The following is a 16716-nucleotide window of genomic DNA, read 5'->3' as shown; positions in this document are numbered from 1 at the left end:
GATTTGCAAAAAAAAGCTTGATGACCCTTGCTTCGACTATTGTGCAATTAAGAATGAATTGCAACATTGATCCGAACTGGAGGCCGAAAAAGATGACAGCAGGCCCCGACGGGCTGGCTGGGGTCAACCTCATGTCGAACAACGCATACCGGGATTTGCCGCAACGGCGCATGGTTCGATCGGTTAGGCGTTTGAGGGGCACACGGCACGCTCTCATGACGGAGCTTGCGGCCCCCGGCCTTTACAAGACCTTCAGCACGGGGTTTTCCAGCACCTTGCCCGTTACCACATCGGCAATCCCCCGATCGGTCTGATGCGGGCCGACATTGCAGGCGAGCGTGGCGCCGAAGCAGGCCTTGAAGACCAGATAGGGCGGCTTCCACGTGACGATCTTTTCCATCGCCTTGCGGATGCCGGCAAAGGCCAGCGCCGTGTCCTTCAGCGATGCATCCGTCACCAGGCCGGAGAGCGGCAGCGGCAGCATCGCCTCGATCCGGCCGTCCTTGGCGACGGCCATGCCGCCGCCGGCTGATATGACGGCGTTGGCGGCGAGCGCCATGTCGCCGGCATTGCCGCCGAAGACGGTGAGGTTGTGGCTGTCATGCGAGACGGTGGTGCAGAAGGCGCCATTCCATTTGCCCCAGCCGGTGAGGAAGCCGACGCGCGGGGCGCTGTCGGCCTTGCCGTGGCGATGGGCGACTGAAATCAGGGCGCTGCCGGCCGGCGGCACGATGAAACCATTCCTGACCTCGGTTTCGGCCTCGCCCCATTGCGTGAAGCGCGGGCGGTCGATGGTGGCGACGCGGACGCGCTCGCCCTGCGCCGGAATGCGGAAATCATTCTCGGTCAGCCGCGGCAGCTTCACCGAATTGACAAGCGGCGCCGTATCAATCTGCTTGACGGCCACCTGCATGCTGCCGTTGCGGGCGACGAGGCGGCCGCATGATATCACCTGCCGCGCCCGGAATTCCGCGAGGTCTTCGAAGAGCACGATATCGGCGCGGCGGCCGGCAGCGAGGAGGCCGAGATCGGAGCGCTTCAGACGTTGTGCAGCGTTGAAGGTCGCGGCACGGATGGCCCATTCCGGCTTCATGCCGTAGCGCACCAGGCGCCTGATGACGTCGTCGAGGCCGCCGCCTTCCTGGAGTTCGTCCGGAAAGACGTCGTCGGTGCAGAGCGTGACGGTCGGAGGCAGGTGGCCGAGACCGTTCAGCACCTCGACGAACTCCTTCAGCAGATGGTCGTGAGAGCCGCGCAGCTCGATCGTCAGGCCGGCGGAAAGTTTGGCGAGGAGATCGGCGCCGGAGGTCAGTTCGTGGTCGGAGGTGATGCCCGAGGCCATGAAGGCGTTGAGATCGGCGCCTTCGAGGCCGCGGGCATGGCCGCAGACGAGCTTGCCGGCGGCTAGCCCGGCATTGACGATGGCAGTCATGCGCGGATCGCCGTCGATGACGCCGCGCATGTTCATGACTTCGGCGACGCCGCCGATGGCGGAGGAGTGCAGCATCTCGGTGATCATGGAGGCATCGAAATCGGCGCCGGCAAGTTCCAGGCCCGGCGCGGAGGGCACGCAGGAGGGCGCGAGAAGGATCATACGCAGCGGCAGGCTGCGCGCCGCCTCGATCGCCCAGCGCACGCCGTCGAGCCCATGGACGTTGCCGAATTCATGCGGATCCCAGACGATCGTGGTGACGCCGCGTGGCAAGACGGCGTTCGCATATTCGGCGGGTGTCACCATCGAACTTTCGACATGCATGTGCGTGTCGATCAGGCCGGGCGTCAGGATACTGCCCGCCGCATCGATGATCTCGATAGCATCCGTGCGGCTTGCCTGGGCATGGACGCTTGATATCAGCGCGCCGACGAGGCCGATATCGGCTTGTCGGATCAGGCCCGTCACTGCATCGAGCAGCCGTCCGCCGGTGATCAGCATGTCGAAGGGGGCATCGCCGCGCGCAGCAGTGACGGCGCGGGCCCGCAAGGCGGGATCGTTGAGATCGGCGGGTTCTTGACGCGGGATGACGTTCATTTGCGGGCCTCGTTGACCAGGGCAGCGAGAATGATGACACGCGCCATGTCGGCATCGATGTCGGCGGCGAATTGAGCATTGAAGGTCGCATGCGTGGCGCGGGTCTCGACGACGGTGCGGCCACGGGTCAAGGCGCCCTGCAACTCGACATCGATGCGCGCGGGGCGGAAGCTGACGATATCTGGAGCGACGAAGGCGACGGCGGCGCAAGGATCGTAAATTGCCATAGCCGGGCGGCCGCGGCTGGTGCCGATGCGGATATAACCCGAAAACATATCGGCGATCAGCTCGGCATTGGCGCCGCCGGCATTGCGCACCGGCTCGGCGTCTTCGGGCTTGGCCAGTACCTTGCGGCATAGGTCGAGATCGACCATGCGCAGCGGCAGGCCATGGGCGATGATGATCGACAGGGCCTCGGGATCGGCGAGCGCGTTGAACTCGGCGGAGGCCGTATGGTTGCCTGACGTGACACCGCCACCCATCCAGACGAGTTCGGTGATGCGGGCAGCAAGATCCGGCCGGGCAAGCGCCACAGCGGCGATGTTGGTCAGCGGGCCAAGCGCCAGGATGCGGTGCTCGCCTTGGCGCTCCAGCCAGCGGCAGAGTGCCGCGAAGGCATCGCTTTCGGCAAGGGCGGGAGCCTTGGGCAGGCTCCTACCTAATGTCGGGATGCCGGTTTCGCCGAGGATCGCCTGAGCAGTTTCGAGCTTGCCGAGCACGGGCGTGGCGCGGCCAGTGTGAATGGGGAATTTCCAGCCGAAGGCGCTGGCGGCGCCGGCGGCGTTTATCCTCACCTGCGCCAGCGGCGTATTGCCGAAGACCAGCGATAAGCCGTCGATCTCGAATTCAGACTGTGCCACCACCATAATGGCGGCGATGTCGTCGAAGCCCATGTCCGTGTCGATCCAGACGCCCATGATTTCACCCGAACTGTTTGAGGCTTGCCGCGCCGGCAACCGGCAGATCGAAGGCGAGCGCGGTATCGAGGAGGGGGGCTGCCCAGGCAATGAAAGCTTTTTTCATCTTACATGTTCTCCATCTCTGAAGTCTTTTGTGCCGGTTTCGCAGGCCCGGATGATTGGCGGACGACTAGCTGCATGGCGACGCGTTCGATCTTCGCGGTAACGAGCACGCCCTCCCGGATGCTGCTTGTTCTTATGGTATCCACCAGCGCCGACACCGCAATTTCGGCAATTCTATCCATGTCCATCCGGACCGTCGTCAGCGACGGCGTAACAACAGGCGACCAGATGAGGTCATCGAAGCCGGCGACACTGACGTCAGTGGGAATGTTGATGCCCGCCTGCTGCAACTCCGTCAGCGCCCGCAGCGCCTGCAGGTCGGAGAGGGCTGCGAAGGCGGTGAAACCTTGGCCGACTTTTTCGGCGAGGCCGAGCGGGCAGCCGCTGCCGTTCTCCTGCTCCAACCTGTCGATCCACAGCGTTTCCGAATGCATGCCCGGGCGCATGCCGGAGCGAATGCCGCCGGCACGGTCGTTCTGGACGTTGGATTCCTGATTGTTGCCGATGATGAGGATACGGCGATGGCCGAGGCCTGCGAGATGGCCGGCGATTTCATGGCCGCCCTGCCAATGGTCGGCGGCAACGGTGTTGCCGGGCGTCGAGGGAGTGTCGATGACGGCGACCGGACAGGCGGCGGACGAAATGCGGGTGGCGCGGCGGGGAATGACGACCATGCCATCGACGCCGCGCTCGACCAGCCGGTTGATAGCCTCGGTCTGGGCGGCGACATCACCGCGGGAATCGGCGATCAGCACGCCGTAACCTGCGGCGGAGGCAGCGAATTCGATCGCCTGCGCAATCTTCGGGAACAGCGGATTGGCGATATCGGGCAGCACCAGGCCGAGAACGCCGCTGCGGCCGGTCCGCAGCGCCCGCCCGGCCTGGCTCGGGACGTAACCGAGCTCGGCTGCATGCTCGCGGATTCTTTCAACCAGTTGGCCGGAAACCCGGCCCTTGCCGGAAAGCGCATTGGAGACGGTGGCGACGGAGACGCCGAGCGACGTTGCTATCCTGCTGAGGTTCGGTCCCGGGCGCGGTGCTGCCATGATTGACGATCACCTTGATTAATCGTTTAATCAAAGTGATAGCTCAGCTTATCCCGCCTGTCGAATCCGAATTCATCTTATCCGCAGTTATTCGGCTACGGCACGCGGCGGATAAGAAAAAGCCCCGCGAGACAATCGCGAGGCCTTGTACTTTCAGATCGATTGAAGAAGTTGTCAGCCCTTGACAGCCACAACCTTCACCGCCGGTGCGGTGGTCTTGCCGCCGGGGGCGAAGCCGCCGCCGACTGCGATGTTCAGCGACACGTAGTCCTTTGCCATCTGCTGGACGGCTGCGGCAAGGCTTGCCTGGGCGAGCGAAACCTGGCGCTGGGCGTCTAGAACGTCGAGCAGCGAAGAAGCGCCGTCCTTGTAGGATGCGGTCGAAAGTTCGAGCGTTTCCTGTGTGGTCTTCACCTGGGCTTGAAGCGCCGAAACCGTGCGGGCGTCGCGCCGGACAGCCGAAAGTGCATTCTCGACCTGTTCGATCGCGGTCAGTACCGTCGACTTCCAGTTGAGATAGGCCGCTGCGGCATTGGACTGCGCCGTCTTGACGCCGGCGCGCAGGGTACCGCCATCGAAGATCGGCAGGTTGAGGGTGGGGCCGAAGGACCAGGGCGTCAGGCCGCCGTGGATGCCACGCTGGTTGATGTAGGCCGGCGAGATCGAGCCGCTGAGCGAGATGCTCGGATAGAGCTGCGCCTGGGCGACGCCGATCTGGGCCGTTGCAGCTGCGAGGTCGCGTTCCGCCACACGGATGTCGGGACGGTTGCGGATCAGGTCGGCCGGGATGCCGGAGGTGATGCCGCCGCGGAATACCGGCTGGCCATAGCCCTTCAGCAGATCATCGACAAGGGTTGCAGCCGGCAGGCCGAGCAGCGTGGCGATGTGATGGGCCGAAATGCGGATGTTGGTTTCGAGGCCGGGAATTTCGGCGAGCGTCGACTGCACCAGGCCTTCGGCCTGAACGACGTCGAGACGCGAGGCGGCGCCGGCTTCCAGCTGGAACTTGGTCAGTTCGTAGGTTTCCTGACGGGACTTCAGGTTGGCCTTCGAAAGCGCCAGGCGCTGCTGATAATAACGAACGTCGATATAGCTGGAGACGAGGTCCTGCACGAGGGTCAGCTTGGCAACGTCTGCCGATGCGTAAGCAGAATCGAGCGAAGCGAGAGCGCTCTCGGTGTTGCGCTTGTAGAGGCCGAAAATATCGAGCAGCCAGGTCAGCTGTGCTTCGCCGCCGCTGGTGTTGCGCGTGTCGAACTGCGTGCGCAGCTCGCCCTTCTGGCCGCTGACCGTGTGCGAGGCGCCGACGGTCAGGTTCGGCAGGGCGCCGGCTCCTGCGACGGTGACGTTGGCGGAAGCCGCATTGATGCGTTCGATCGCCTGCTGGACTGACAGGTTCTGGTCGAGGCCGGACTGGACGAGGCCGTCCAGCTTGCGGTCTCTGAAGGCGCTCCACCAGGCCACGGTGGTAACATCGCCATCACTCTTGGTTCCACCCTCTCCGAATTTGGCGGGCAGCGGCATCTCAGGAGGAACATGATCCGGGCCCACAACGCAGCCCGACAACAATAACAATAATGCCGGTGTGGCAAAACGAAGAGATACCATTCATTTCATCCTGTACTCGAGCAAGTCAATTCTTGTCCAAAGCTTCATGCTTCACTATCGGCCGCCGCGCCTCGTTCTACCAAAAACACCATTCCGAAGCAGTCGGGCGCAATGTAGCAACGGGAACTGCATTATCACAGTGCATTTATATCACAGTCCTGCCGCATTTTTGCCGCGTGTGGCAAAGATGCGTCGGATGACGACGAAAAACGACGGCACGAAGAAAATTCCGAGCATTGTCGCCGCCAGCATGCCGCCGAGAACGCCGATGCCGATGGCATTCTGTGCCGCCGAGCCCGCGCCTGTCGCGATCGCCAGCGGCACGACGCCGAGAATGAAGGCAAGCGAGGTCATGATGATCGGCCGCAGGCGCAATCTCGCCGCTTCCAATGTCGCCTCGTAGAGCCCCATGCCGCTTTCCATGCGGTCCTTGGCGAATTCGACGATCAGGATGGCGTTCTTCGCCGCCAGCCCGATAGTGGTCAGCAAGCCGACCTTGAAATAGACGTCGTTCGCCTGGCCGAAGAGGGTTGCCGCCGTCAGCGCCCCGAGGATGCCGACAGGCACCGCCATGATCACCGAGAAGGGGATCGACCAGCTTTCGTAAAGCGCTGCCAGGCAGAGGAAGACGACCAGTACCGAGATCGCGTAGAGCATCGGCGCCTGCGAACCGGACAGCCGCTCCTGATAGGAGATGCCCTGCCAGGCGACCGTATAACCGCCGCCGAGCTGATTGGTCAGTGCTTCCATTTCGTTCATCGCATCGCCGGAAGAAACCCCGGGTGCGGAAGCGCCGTCGAGCGGAATGGCGCTGACGGCGTTGAAGCGGGCAAGCGAGGGCGCGCCCTTCACCCATTCCGTGCGGGTAAAGGCGGAGAAGGGCACCATTTCGCCGTCATTGTTGCGGGCGTACCAGTGGTTGAGGTCGCTCGGCTGCATGCGGAAGGGCGCATCGCCCTCGACGTAGACCGGCTTGATCTCGCCGTTCAGCGTGAAGTCGTTGACGTCACGGCCGGTGAAGATGATCGACAGCATCGAATTGACCGAGGCGATGTCGACGCCCATGGCGCCGATCTTTTCCTGATCGAGCACGATGCGCATCTGCGGCTCGACTTCCTTGTTGCTGCTGCGCAGCGCCACGATCTTGCCTGAGCTATTGCCCATCTGGATCAGCCGCTTGGAGGCGGCCGTCAGGGCGTCATTGCCGTGGCCGCCGGTGTCGACGAGATACATGGAGAAGCCGCTCGACACCCCGAGACCCTGGATCGCCGGCGGCAGCAACGCGAAGACCTGCGCCTCGCGGATCGCAAAGAAATTGCCAAGCGCACGGTTGACGACTGACTGGGCGCTCAGCGTCGGATCGGTGCGCAGCGAGAAATCCTTGAGTTTGGTGAAGACGATGGCGCTGTTCTGGCCGGAACCGCTGAAGCCGAAGCCGAGCGCGCCGAACACGGAATCGACGGCGTCCTTCTCGTTTTCACGATAGTATTTCTCGACCTTTTCGACGACTGCCTGGGTCTGCTGCGTGGTCGAGCCCGGCGGCGTGGTGACGATGGTCAGCAGCACGCCCTGGTCTTCCTGCGGCAGGAAGGAGCTCGGCAGGCGGGTGAAGAGATAGGCGCAGCCGGCGCCGACCAGAAGGAAGACCAGCATGACGCGGATCGGACGCTTCAGCAGATAGCCGATGGTGCTGATATAGCCGTTGGTCGAGCGCGTGAAGTTGCGGTTGAACCAGTCGCCGACGCGGTGCTTCCTGTGTTCGCCGACCGGCTTCAGCATCGTGGCGCAAAGTGCGGGCGTCAGCACGAGGGCGACGAGCGCCGACAGCAGCATGGCCGAGACGATGGTGATCGAGAACTGGCGATAGATGATGCCGGTCGAACCGCCGAAGAAGGCCATCGGAATGAAGACGGCGGTGAGGACGAGCGCGATGCCGACGATGGCGCCGGTGATCTCGCCCATCGATTTTTCCGTTGCCTCGAGCGGCGAAAGCTTTTCTTCGGACATGATGCGTTCGACGTTTTCGACGACGACGATGGCATCGTCGACGAGAAGGCCGATCGCCAGCACCATGGCGAACATCGTCAAGGTATTGATCGAATAGCCGGTGACCGCCAGCACCCCGAAGGTGCCGAGCAGCACCACGGGAACCGCAATCGTCGGGATCAGCGTCGCCCGGAGATTCTGCAGGAAGACGAGCAGCACCACGAAGACGAGCACGATCGCCTCGATCAGCGTGTGCACGACCTTCTCGATCGACAGTTCCACGAAGGGCGTGGTGTCGTAGGGATAGGTGATCTCGACACCTGCCGGCAGGCCGCGGCCGATAACCTCGAGCGCGGAGCGCACACGGGCGGCGGTATCGATGGCGTTGGCGCCAATTGCAAGATTGACGGCGAAACCGGTCGACGGCTGGCCGTTGTAGCGCGAACTGCCGCCGTAGCTTTCCTGCCCGATCTCGATGCGCGAGACGTCGCTCAAGCGCACCGTCGCGCCGTCCTTTTCGACCTTCAGGATGATGTGCTCGAAATCGGCGACGGTGGTCAGCTGGCTTTGGGCGGTGATGGTGACGTTGATCTGCTGGCCGGGGATCGTCGGCTGGGCACCGAGCGAACCGACGGAGACCTGGGTGTTCTGCGCCTGGATGGCTGACGTCACGTCGCTCGGCGTCAACTGGTATTTCAGCAGCTTGAACGGATCGAGCCAGACGCGCATGGCGTATCCCGAACCGAAGACATTGATGCTGCCGACGCCTTCCAGGCGCTGGATCTGATCCTCGATCGAGGTCGACATGATATTGCCGAGGTCGACAGAATTGCGCTTGCCGTCGGTCGAAACGAGCGAGCCGACGAGAAGGATGCTCGAGGTCGAGCGGGTGACGCTGATGCCGGCATCGATGACGTCGCTTGGAAGCTGCGACTGAACCAGCTGCAGCTTGTTCTGCACCTGCACCTGGGCGATATCGGGGTCGGCGCTCGTTCCGAAGGTGAGCTGGATGCTGGCCGAACCCGTCGATGAGGTCGAGGTCATGTAGGTGAGGTCGTCGAGGCCGGTCATGCCGTCCTCGATGATCGTCGTCACCGATTTCTCGACAGTCTCGGCGCTGGCGCCGCGATAGGTGGCGTTGATGCGAACCGTCGTCGGGGCGATGTCGGGATATTGCGAGATCGACAGCGTGAAGATCGCCAGCAGGCCGGCGAGCATGATGGTGATCGCAATGACCCAGGCGAAAATCGGACGTCGGATGAAAAACTTGGCCATCGGTTATTCCTGTGCGGCTGAGACGGTGACGATGCGGGCCTGCGGCGATTACTTCGCTGCGGGCTTCTGCGCGTCACCGGCCGCGGGCTGCTCGGCAGGCATGACCACGCCGGTGTCGTTGATCTTCATCGGGACCGGCTTCACCGGCATGCCTGAAGTGATCGATTGCAGGCCGCTGACGATCAGCTGATCGCCGTCCTTGATGCCTTCGGTCACGAGCCAGGAATTGTTGGAGGGCGAGCTGTTCTCGAAGGCGCGGGTTTCGACCTTGCCGTCGGCGGAAACGAATTGTGCCGTCAGCCGGCCGTTGGCGTCACGGCTCGTCGCCAGCTGCGGCAGCGCATAACCGGCCTCGGCGCCGAGCTCGACGGTTGCGCGGACATACATGCCGGGCAGCACGATACGGTCAGGATTGGGAAAGAGCACACGAATGATGAAGGTGCCTGTGGTCTCACTGACCACCTGCTTCGACATGTCGAGCTTGCCCTGCTGGTTGTATTCCTTGCCGTTTTCGAGGATCAGATGGAAGACGACATTGGCTTCGCCCTTGATGTCGCCGGCGGCCATCGCATCGCGCAGCTTCAGCAGGTTGGTGCTCGATTCCGTCAGCGAGATGTAGATCGGATCGAGCTGGCGGATCGTCGTCAGCGCCGTCGTCTGGTTGGCAGAGACGACATTGCCGACATTAACGGCCGTCTGGTCGATGATGCCGTCGAAAGGGGCGACGATCCTGGTGTGGTCGAGGTCGATCTGTGCAGCGGACAGCGAGGCCTTCGCCGACTCGACTTCGGCCTTGGCCTGGAGCAGCGTCGTCTTGGCCGTTTCGAATTCGATCTGGGTGGCGCCGCTGCCGACGAGGCGCTGGTAGCGGTCGAGATTGCTTTCAGCGCTCGGCACGCTCGCCTGCGCCTTGGAAATCGCCGCCTTGGCCTGCTCGACGGCAGCGATATAGGGAGCATCCTCGATCTGGTAGAGAAGGTCGCCCTTCTTGATCTCGCCGCCGTCCTTAAAGGCGACCTCGCGGATCAGGCCGCTGACCTGCGGCCGGATATCGGCGGTCTGAAATGTCTCGGCGCGGCCGGGCAGGATCGTGGTGATCGGGAAGCTGCCCTTGGTCAGCGTGATGACGCCGACGGGGGCAGCCTGCTGCGCCGCGCCTGCACCCGCATTGCCGGCGGGCTTGGAGCCACTGTCGCTGCAGGCGGCGAGAAGGGCTGCGAATGCCAGGGCCGAGGAGATGAGGAGGGCACGCCGTATCATGCTGAATTCCTGTGCGGTGGCAATCGCCGTTCAATCCACGAGTTCGGGCCTGCGGGCTCGGCTTGATCGAGCGCAGGCATATATAAGCGTCAGGATTGGGTTGGCTTCAAATGCCGTCATCCGAATTTAAGAAAAGCTTTACGAAGTGACGTAATTCAGCAATCATCACTTAGCAAGCGCTATTTTGCAGTGCGGCATGGACGAAACACACGATTTTTTCGGCGCGGTGCACGAGTGTCTCCTTGTCGTCGCGAGCGATCAGGACAGGGTGCAGCACGCAGGCCAGGACGTCTGCAACGGTATGCGCCGCGCTCTCGGGATCGCGGCAATGATAACTTCCCTCCGCCATGCCCTCGCGGATGATCTCGCCGAGCTTTGCCTCGATGCGGGCGCGATAACGATTGCCGGCCTCGAGTTTGGCTTCGATCGTCGAAAGCACCATTTCGAAGATATAAGGGTTCTTCTGGATGTCCTGCAGGTGGCTTTCCAGCAGGCGCAGGATGAAGCGGAGCAGTTGTTCCTTTGGCGGCAGCTTCTCATCGAAGGCGGCGAAGCGCTCGGCGGCATCGTCGAGATGGCGTCCGGCGATCGCATCGACGAGTGCCACCTTCGAACGGAAATGCTTGAAGACATTGGCGGGCGACATGTGGAGCGCGCCGGCGATATCGGCGATCGACACCGCGACGAAGCCGCGCTCACGAAACAGCATCTCCGCCATGGAGAGAATGTCTTCCCGCGTTTCCTCGGCCTTGCGTCTTGGCCTTCTTACCATCTGTTCCCCGCCGGGCTGAGCCCGATACCCCTTTTTGCCAATGCTAGCGCGATTGGGCGAAACGCCGCAAGCCGAGCGGCCCTCGCGTTCGCCTTTTCAGGGAAAATAGCGGGTGAGGTTGGTTCGGACACGGGCAAGCGGCGTCTCGCCGCTATCGTCGGGAACGAAGCGCTCACCGGTGATCGCCTCGTAGGCCTTGATGTAGACGGCCGATGTCTGCTCGATCAGTTCGGCGGGGATTTCCGGGATCTCGTCCTTATAGGGATCGCAGCGCTCCGCCACCCAGGCGCGGACGAAATCCTTGTCGAAACTCTCCGGGCGTTTTCCGGCGGCAAAGCTTGCCGGATAGCTTTCGGCAAGCCAGTAGCGGCTGCTGTCCGGCGTGTGGATCTCGTCGGCGAGGATAATGTTGCCGTCACCATCGGTTCCGAACTCGTATTTGGTATCGACCAGGATCAGCCCGTTGTTCGCCGCCATCTCCTGGCCACGGGCAAAGAGGGCGAGCGCATATGTCGACAGCGTCTGCCATTGTTCATTGGTGAGAAGGCCACGCGTGACGATTTCGGTGGGTGTCAGCGGTTCATCGTGGCCGCCGTCGAATTCCTTGCTGGTCGGCGTGATGACGGGTTCCGGCAGGATCTGGTTGTCGCGCATACCGTCGGGCAGACGCATGCCGTACATCTCGCGTTCGCCCTTTTTATAAAGCGTCAGGATCGAGGTGCCGGTGGTGCCGGCGAGATAACCGCGCACGACGATCTCGACCGGCAGGATGTCGAGCCGCTTGCCGATGACGACATTCGGGTCGGGATAGTCGAGAACGTGGTTCGGGCAGATGTCCTTCGTCGCCTCGAACCAGTAGCGCGCCGTCTGCGTCAGCACCTCGCCCTTATAGGGGATGCAGGTGAGGATGCGGTCGAAAGCGCTCAGCCGGTCGGTGCTGATAATAATGCGTCGTCCGTCCGGAAGATCGTAATTCTCGCGCACCTTGCCGCGATAATAGTTCGGCAATTCCGGGAAATGGGCTTCGGAAAGAATTCGCACGGTGCTCGACTGTCCTTAATTATTGGGTGAAGACTTCCTGCTCTAGTTTCATTGCTGGGGAAGTCAAGCCGATCGGGTATCGCGTCACAGCCAGAACAGACCGGTAAGAAGCAGGGCGAGGCCGTAACTTGTGACGGCAAGCGGCCAGCCGGCACGCAGGAAATCGCCGAAGCGGTAACCGCCGATGCCCATTGCCAGCGTGTTGTTGTGATGGCCGAAGGGCGTCAGGAAATCGAGCGACGCGCCGGCGGCAACCGCGATCAGATAGGCGTCCGGCGCATGCCTGGCGGCTCTTGCGAATTCCAGTGCGATCGGGGTCAGGACGATTGCGACTGTCGCGTTGTTGACAAAAGGCGTCAATGCCATGGCCAGGAAAAGGATGAGGGCGATGCCGAAGAGCGGATGGGTGATCGGCACGACGAGGCTGAGCCAGCCGGCAATGGTTTCGGCCGCTCCGGTGGTCGCCACCGCCTGGCCGATCGGGATCATCGCCGCCAGCATGATGATGATCGGCCAGTTGAGATCGGCCATCGCCTGACGGATGTTGAGGTGATTGAGCAGAGCGAGCACGAGCACGACGCCGGCAAAAGCGACGTCGGGACGCAGGCCGGCCGCCGAGGCGGCGACGCCGCAGGCAAAGAGCGCAAAGGGCCGCCAGGATAGGAGCGGCGCCGGTTCGCTCGGTGCCGTCGAGGCGAGCGGCAGGCTCTCGCTTTCCTCCAACGCTTCGCCGATTGCAATGCGCGGCCCCTCCAGCGTCAAAATATCGCCGATCGACAATTGCAGGTCGAGGAAGCGGCCCTCGATGCGTGGCGCGCGCATGGAAAGGGCGGCGACGGCGATGCCGCGATGGTGGAAGACTTCGAGCGAACGGACACGCGAACCGACCAACGTGCTCTCCGGCATCACGACGGCTTCGACACGGGTGAAATCCGGCTGCAGGCCATGCGGATGGGCATCGGCGATCAGCGCCTGCGTGGCGGCAAGGCCGGCAAAGACTGTATCGGCGCCTTCGGCAAGCAGCACGTCGCCGGGTTCGATTATCGACTGGTCGAGCGGACCGAAGACGAAACTGTCGCCGCGGATCAGCGCATGCGGCTTGATGCCGAAACGCACCGGACAATCGGAAAGTCGCACGCCGATCAGCGGCGAGACGTCAGGGATGCGACGCTCGACGACGATGCGGCGCGCGGCCGGAGAGATCTTTACCGGTGTTTCGTCGGGTTCCGGAAACAGGCGCTGCACGCGAAAGGCGATGAGCAGAATGCCGGCGATGGCGACCGGCAGGCCGACATAGGCGAAATCGAAGAAGTGAAAGCCGGTTCCGGTCGCCTTGGCGAGCGCATCGCTGACGAGCAGGTTGGCCGGCGTGCCGATCAGCGAAACGAGGCCGCCGAGCAGGGCCGCGAACGAGACCGGCATGACGAGCTGGCGGCGGGGGATCGCCAGGACCGTGCCGAGACGTAGCGCGACCGGTACGGTGATCGCAAAGGCGCCGATATTGTTCATGAAGATGGACATGAAGCCGGCAAGCGCGGACGTGCCGGCGATGACGGTGAAGTCCCCGGGTCTTGCGGCCGCGAAACGGGCGGCGAGACTGTCGAAGAGCCTGGCGCGCGCCAGCACCTGGACGATCAGCAGGATCTCGACGACGGTGATGACGACGGGACTGGCGAAGCCCGTGAAGGTCTGCTCGGCGGGATAAAGGCCGAGCGCATAGCCGCCAAGCAAGCCGGCGATCGAGACCACCTCGATGCGGATGCGATCGAGCGAGAAGAGAATGAGCATCGCCAGCAGAAGGATCAGCAGGGATGCTTGCTCGAACGACATGGGCAGGTCCGTTGTTTCATCGATCAGGCGGGACTGTAATCGTTAGAGGCGCCTTCAGGCAAAGATTGAACAATCCTCATATCTCGCGTCAGGCTGGTGGTGCCTGCCACTGGCCTCTGGCGTTCCGCTGCAGAATGGGGGTTGCGAAGACGCCGATGGTGCGGGGGCTCCATTGCGGCCCGGCGGCTGCGAGGCTTTCGCGCCAGCGCTCCGATTGCAGCATGGCGGCACCGATGACGACGGGTTCGATGCCGCAGCCTGTCAGCAGATGAAGACCGGCGGCGATCGAGGCGCCGCTGGAAATGACGTCATCGATGAGTGCGACGCGCTGTCCCTGAAGCAGCGGCAGCATGCGCGGATCGATATAGAGACGTTTCTGCTGTGTCGGCGTAGTGATCGAAGACAGGGCGACGGAGAGCTCGTCGCGATACCAGAATTTACGCGAGGTGCCGAGCGGAACGTAGCGGCCATGGCCGAGCTTCTGCGCCACGGCGGCGGCCAGCGTCAGGCCGAGCGTCGGCAGGCCGGCGACGACGTCGATGCGCATGGGCCTGATCTTTTCGGCAAGGCTTTCGGCCAGTGCATCGAGGACGGCGAAGCTCGCCTGGTTGACGATCAGCGAGGCGAGGGCGTGGGCGCCATCCGCCAGCTCACGGATCGGCAGGCGAAGCTGGCGGCCGTCTTCGAGCGTGGCGACATAGAAGGAGGTGAACTCCCCATCGCCGGCAAAGGTGCCCGGCGGGTGAAGCTCCTGCCAGAAATCGTGCGGCGCCATCTCCGTCACAGCGGTCAATTGCGTCTCGTCCTCTCCATGCCGGTTTTCCGGCGTAGCGCCTGCAATTCCGGTTCGCTCAGCGCACGCACGGCGCCTTTCGGCAGTTCGCCGAGTTCGAGCCCGCCGATTGCCACGCGCACGAGGCGCAAGCATTCGGTTCCGAGCGCCTCCAGCATGCGGCGGATCTGGCGGTTGCGGCCCTCGTCGAGCTCGACCTCGATCCATGAATTCCTGTCGCCCTGGCGCAGGCGCCGCGCGGCGGTCGCCGTCAGCAGCTCGCCGTCGTGGCGGATGCCCGCTGTCATCGCGGCAATGTCCTCGTCGTCCATGATGCGGTCGATCTGGACATGATAGGTCTTCGTCACATGCGTGACCGGATCGAGCAGGATCTGGGCGAATTCAGTGTCGTTGGTGAAAAGCAGCAGGCCCTCGCTCGCCTTGTCGAGCCGGCCGACCGGAGAGAGATGCGGGATGTCGAAATCCCTGAGGCAATCATAGACCGTCGGCCTGCCTTCCGGATCGTGGCGGGTGGTGACGAGACCGCGGGGCTTGTTGAGCATCAGATAGATTTTCGTTTCGGCAGCGATGACAAGGCCGTCGATGCTGATGCTTGCTGTGGCAAGATCGACCCATGCGGAGGTATCGCTGACAGTTCGGCCGTCAACCGCAACGCGATTTTCGGCGATCAGGCGTTCGGCCTGCGTGCGGGAGCAATAACCGAGCTTGGAAAGGGCGCGGGGAAGGGTGACCCGTTTGGCCGCGGCGTTATCGGTGGGCTTTGTCCGTTCACGCGTCTTGTGCGGTGGGCGCCGCTCCCTCATCTGCCATCCTTATCCTGCTTCCGATGCCGTTTTCTTGGCATGAACGACAGAAGGATGCCAGCAGCGTGAATAAAAAACGAGGGGAATAACAGGCGCTGCAAAAAGGTCTCAGCGCTTTGGATAAAGCGCCGTCGCGGCTTTGTTAGGGTGGCGCTGCCTCAGCGGCAGACCATGAAGCCGGCCAGTTCCTTGCGGCTGACGACGATACCGGCGGCGGCCTTGACCGGGTCCGGATGCGTGTAGGACAGACTAGGCATTTCCGGCAGATCGAGTGCCTGGCGCATATTCATAATGCCGACCGCATAGCGACCATCGGCGCTGTCGACACTGACTTCGATAATGCAGTTGGCCCTCTTGTTTTCCATGGTAGTCCTCCCTTCGTTTTTTATGTTCCCATAGCTGGCATTAAAAATTGGTTTTTCTAAGACATAAGCATTTACGCACCCTGCCGAAAACGGATCGGCGGGTGCGCAAAAAACTGGTTTATGAGTGGATATGGCGTGTTCAGCGCCACCAATGGCGAGGCTGCGGCTGCGGACTGCCGGAAAGCAGGTATCCGGCAAGGAAGCCAATGGCGCCTGCAAGCACCAGGGCAGTGGTCGTTGCAGTCGGATGCTCGCGGGCAGCGTCGGCGGCAGCCACACCTTCGGCCCGGATCTGGGCGACGGCGTTCTTTGCCCGGGGCAGGGCTTCGTCATAGACCTTGCCGGCGCGGCCACGCACTTCGTAATAGGCTTCAGCGCCCTGAGCGGAAATCATCTTCTGCAGGCGCGAGACTTCCTGTTGGAGTGCGGCGATGTCCTTACTGACAGATGCTCTGATATCATCGGTATTGGCAGCCATGTCGGTCTCCTTCCTTCAATGGGAAAGACAACACCCAACTCGGTGATAGGTTCCGAAATCTCAGCCGCTGATTTGTGACGGAAATTTAAAGCTTGCCGGTCGGAGGCGCTTTAATCCTCCGTTAACCATAATTTCGCGCAAGATCCTGTTTTCTTATGATCTTTCGGGGGTCGAGAACGACTTTCCGATGGATTTTTGACCAACTGATAAAGGAATTTTCGGGAATCCGTCCCGAAAGGGCGCCCTGTGGATAATATCGACCGGCAAAAATGCCAGCCGAATCAACCTGTTACAAAAATGTCAAAAAACTTTGGTTGGGTGTGTTGACTGTTCTCCTGGGTTAGTTCTATAAGCCCACTCACTGAACGAGGGCGGCGGCGCTGCTGGCGACGAAGTCTTTCGTTCTAG

The 16716-nt window shown here is 62.3% G+C and carries 13 protein-coding genes; all 13 read right to left on the bottom strand.

The genetic code is table 11. From position 1 onward, the window contains the following. Positions 1-241 precede the first annotated feature (241 nt). The 13 genes from ACM5SV_RS33280 to ACM5SV_RS33220 all read right to left on the bottom strand — a co-directional run bounded on the left by ACM5SV_RS33280 (position 242) and on the right by ACM5SV_RS33220 (position 16308). Complete coding sequence (locus ACM5SV_RS33280; RefSeq protein WP_419425483.1) at positions 242-2029, bottom strand: adenine deaminase; 1788 nt, start codon at positions 2027-2029, stop codon at positions 242-244. Next, a complete protein-coding gene (locus ACM5SV_RS33275; protein WP_026157463.1) occupies positions 2026-2946 on the bottom strand; it encodes a nucleoside hydrolase in 921 nt (306 codons plus the stop codon). The genes ACM5SV_RS33280 and ACM5SV_RS33275 overlap by 4 nt, the downstream gene beginning before the upstream one ends. A 107-nt stretch (positions 2947-3053) precedes the next feature. Further along, positions 3054-4097: a LacI family DNA-binding transcriptional regulator gene (locus ACM5SV_RS33270; RefSeq protein ID WP_012758806.1), complete on the bottom strand. Its 1044-nt coding sequence runs from the start codon at positions 4095-4097 to the stop codon at positions 3054-3056. 174 nt (positions 4098-4271) lie between these two features. Continuing rightward, complete coding sequence (locus tag ACM5SV_RS33265) at positions 4272-5705, bottom strand: efflux transporter outer membrane subunit (protein ID WP_012758805.1); 1434 nt, start codon at positions 5703-5705, stop codon at positions 4272-4274. Positions 5706-5855: 150 nt separating this feature from the next. Beyond that, positions 5856-8966 carry an efflux RND transporter permease subunit gene (locus ACM5SV_RS33260; protein ID WP_017995047.1) on the bottom strand — a complete coding sequence of 1037 codons (3111 nt, stop codon included), beginning with the start codon at positions 8964-8966 and terminating at the stop codon, positions 5856-5858. Between the two features lie 48 nt (positions 8967-9014). Next, positions 9015-10226, bottom strand: coding sequence for an efflux RND transporter periplasmic adaptor subunit (locus tag ACM5SV_RS33255; protein ID WP_222014678.1), 1212 nt, complete (start codon positions 10224-10226; stop codon positions 9015-9017). 169 nt (positions 10227-10395) lie between these two features. Further along, on the bottom strand, positions 10396-10998 hold the full coding sequence (locus tag ACM5SV_RS33250) for a TetR family transcriptional regulator (protein ID WP_012758802.1): 603 nt from the start codon (positions 10996-10998) through the stop codon (positions 10396-10398). A gap of 96 nt (positions 10999-11094) precedes the next feature. Next, the gene (locus tag ACM5SV_RS33245) at positions 11095-12039 is read right to left on the bottom strand and encodes a phosphoribosylaminoimidazolesuccinocarboxamide synthase (protein ID WP_221991400.1); all 945 of its coding nucleotides are present in this window, start codon (positions 12037-12039) and stop codon (positions 11095-11097) included. Positions 12040-12123: 84 nt separating this feature from the next. Then, positions 12124-13869, bottom strand: coding sequence for an SLC13 family permease (locus tag ACM5SV_RS33240; protein ID WP_419425482.1), 1746 nt, complete (start codon positions 13867-13869; stop codon positions 12124-12126). Between the two features lie 88 nt (positions 13870-13957). Beyond that, positions 13958-14644, bottom strand: a complete 687-nt coding sequence (locus ACM5SV_RS33235; protein ID WP_222014842.1) for a phosphoribosyltransferase — start codon at positions 14642-14644, stop codon at positions 13958-13960. A 14-nt stretch (positions 14645-14658) separates the two neighbouring features. Next, positions 14659-15465 carry a pseudouridine synthase gene (locus ACM5SV_RS33230; protein WP_222014676.1) on the bottom strand — a complete coding sequence of 269 codons (807 nt, stop codon included), beginning with the start codon at positions 15463-15465 and terminating at the stop codon, positions 14659-14661. A gap of 158 nt (positions 15466-15623) precedes the next feature. Then, entirely contained in the window at positions 15624-15830 is a 207-nt protein-coding gene (locus tag ACM5SV_RS33225; RefSeq protein ID WP_012758797.1) for a hypothetical protein, read from the bottom strand. A gap of 139 nt (positions 15831-15969) precedes the next feature. Further along, positions 15970-16308 (bottom strand): hypothetical protein, encoded by a 339-nt coding sequence (locus ACM5SV_RS33220; RefSeq protein ID WP_011653302.1) that lies wholly within the window; start codon positions 16306-16308, stop codon positions 15970-15972. Positions 16309-16716: the final 408 nt, after the last annotated feature.

The organism is Rhizobium sp. CRRU65 (genome assembly GCF_048551595.1).
GTDB classification, from domain to species: Bacteria; Pseudomonadota; Alphaproteobacteria; order Rhizobiales; family Rhizobiaceae; genus Rhizobium; species Rhizobium leguminosarum_J.
The sequence above is the reverse complement of the archived record's forward strand: the minus strand, read 5'-3'. Positions and strand labels throughout refer to the sequence as shown.

What these genes read in the sequence shown, in the direction of transcription:
- ACM5SV_RS33225 (WP_012758797.1), bottom strand. Translation starts at nt 15,830, where the DNA reads ATGGAAAACAAGAGGGCCAACTGCATTATCGAAGTCAGTGTCGACAGC.
- ACM5SV_RS33235 (WP_222014842.1), bottom strand. Translation starts at nt 14,644, where the DNA reads ATGGCGCCGCACGATTTCTGGCAGGAGCTTCACCCGCCGGGCACCTTT.
- ACM5SV_RS33230 (WP_222014676.1), bottom strand. Translation starts at nt 15,465, where the DNA reads ATGAGGGAGCGGCGCCCACCGCACAAGACGCGTGAACGGACAAAGCCC.
- ACM5SV_RS33265 (WP_012758805.1), bottom strand. Translation starts at nt 5,705, where the DNA reads ATGGTATCTCTTCGTTTTGCCACACCGGCATTATTGTTATTGTTGTCG.
- ACM5SV_RS33255 (WP_222014678.1), bottom strand. Translation starts at nt 10,226, where the DNA reads ATGATACGGCGTGCCCTCCTCATCTCCTCGGCCCTGGCATTCGCAGCC.
- ACM5SV_RS33275 (WP_026157463.1), bottom strand. Translation starts at nt 2,946, where the DNA reads ATGGGCGTCTGGATCGACACGGACATGGGCTTCGACGACATCGCCGCC.
- ACM5SV_RS33250 (WP_012758802.1), bottom strand. Translation starts at nt 10,998, where the DNA reads ATGGTAAGAAGGCCAAGACGCAAGGCCGAGGAAACGCGGGAAGACATT.
- ACM5SV_RS33260 (WP_017995047.1), bottom strand. Translation starts at nt 8,966, where the DNA reads ATGGCCAAGTTTTTCATCCGACGTCCGATTTTCGCCTGGGTCATTGCG.
- ACM5SV_RS33220 (WP_011653302.1), bottom strand. Translation starts at nt 16,308, where the DNA reads ATGGCTGCCAATACCGATGATATCAGAGCATCTGTCAGTAAGGACATC.
- ACM5SV_RS33280 (WP_419425483.1), bottom strand. Translation starts at nt 2,029, where the DNA reads ATGAACGTCATCCCGCGTCAAGAACCCGCCGATCTCAACGATCCCGCC.
- ACM5SV_RS33270 (WP_012758806.1), bottom strand. Translation starts at nt 4,097, where the DNA reads ATGGCAGCACCGCGCCCGGGACCGAACCTCAGCAGGATAGCAACGTCG.
- ACM5SV_RS33240 (WP_419425482.1), bottom strand. Translation starts at nt 13,869, where the DNA reads ATGTCGTTCGAGCAAGCATCCCTGCTGATCCTTCTGCTGGCGATGCTC.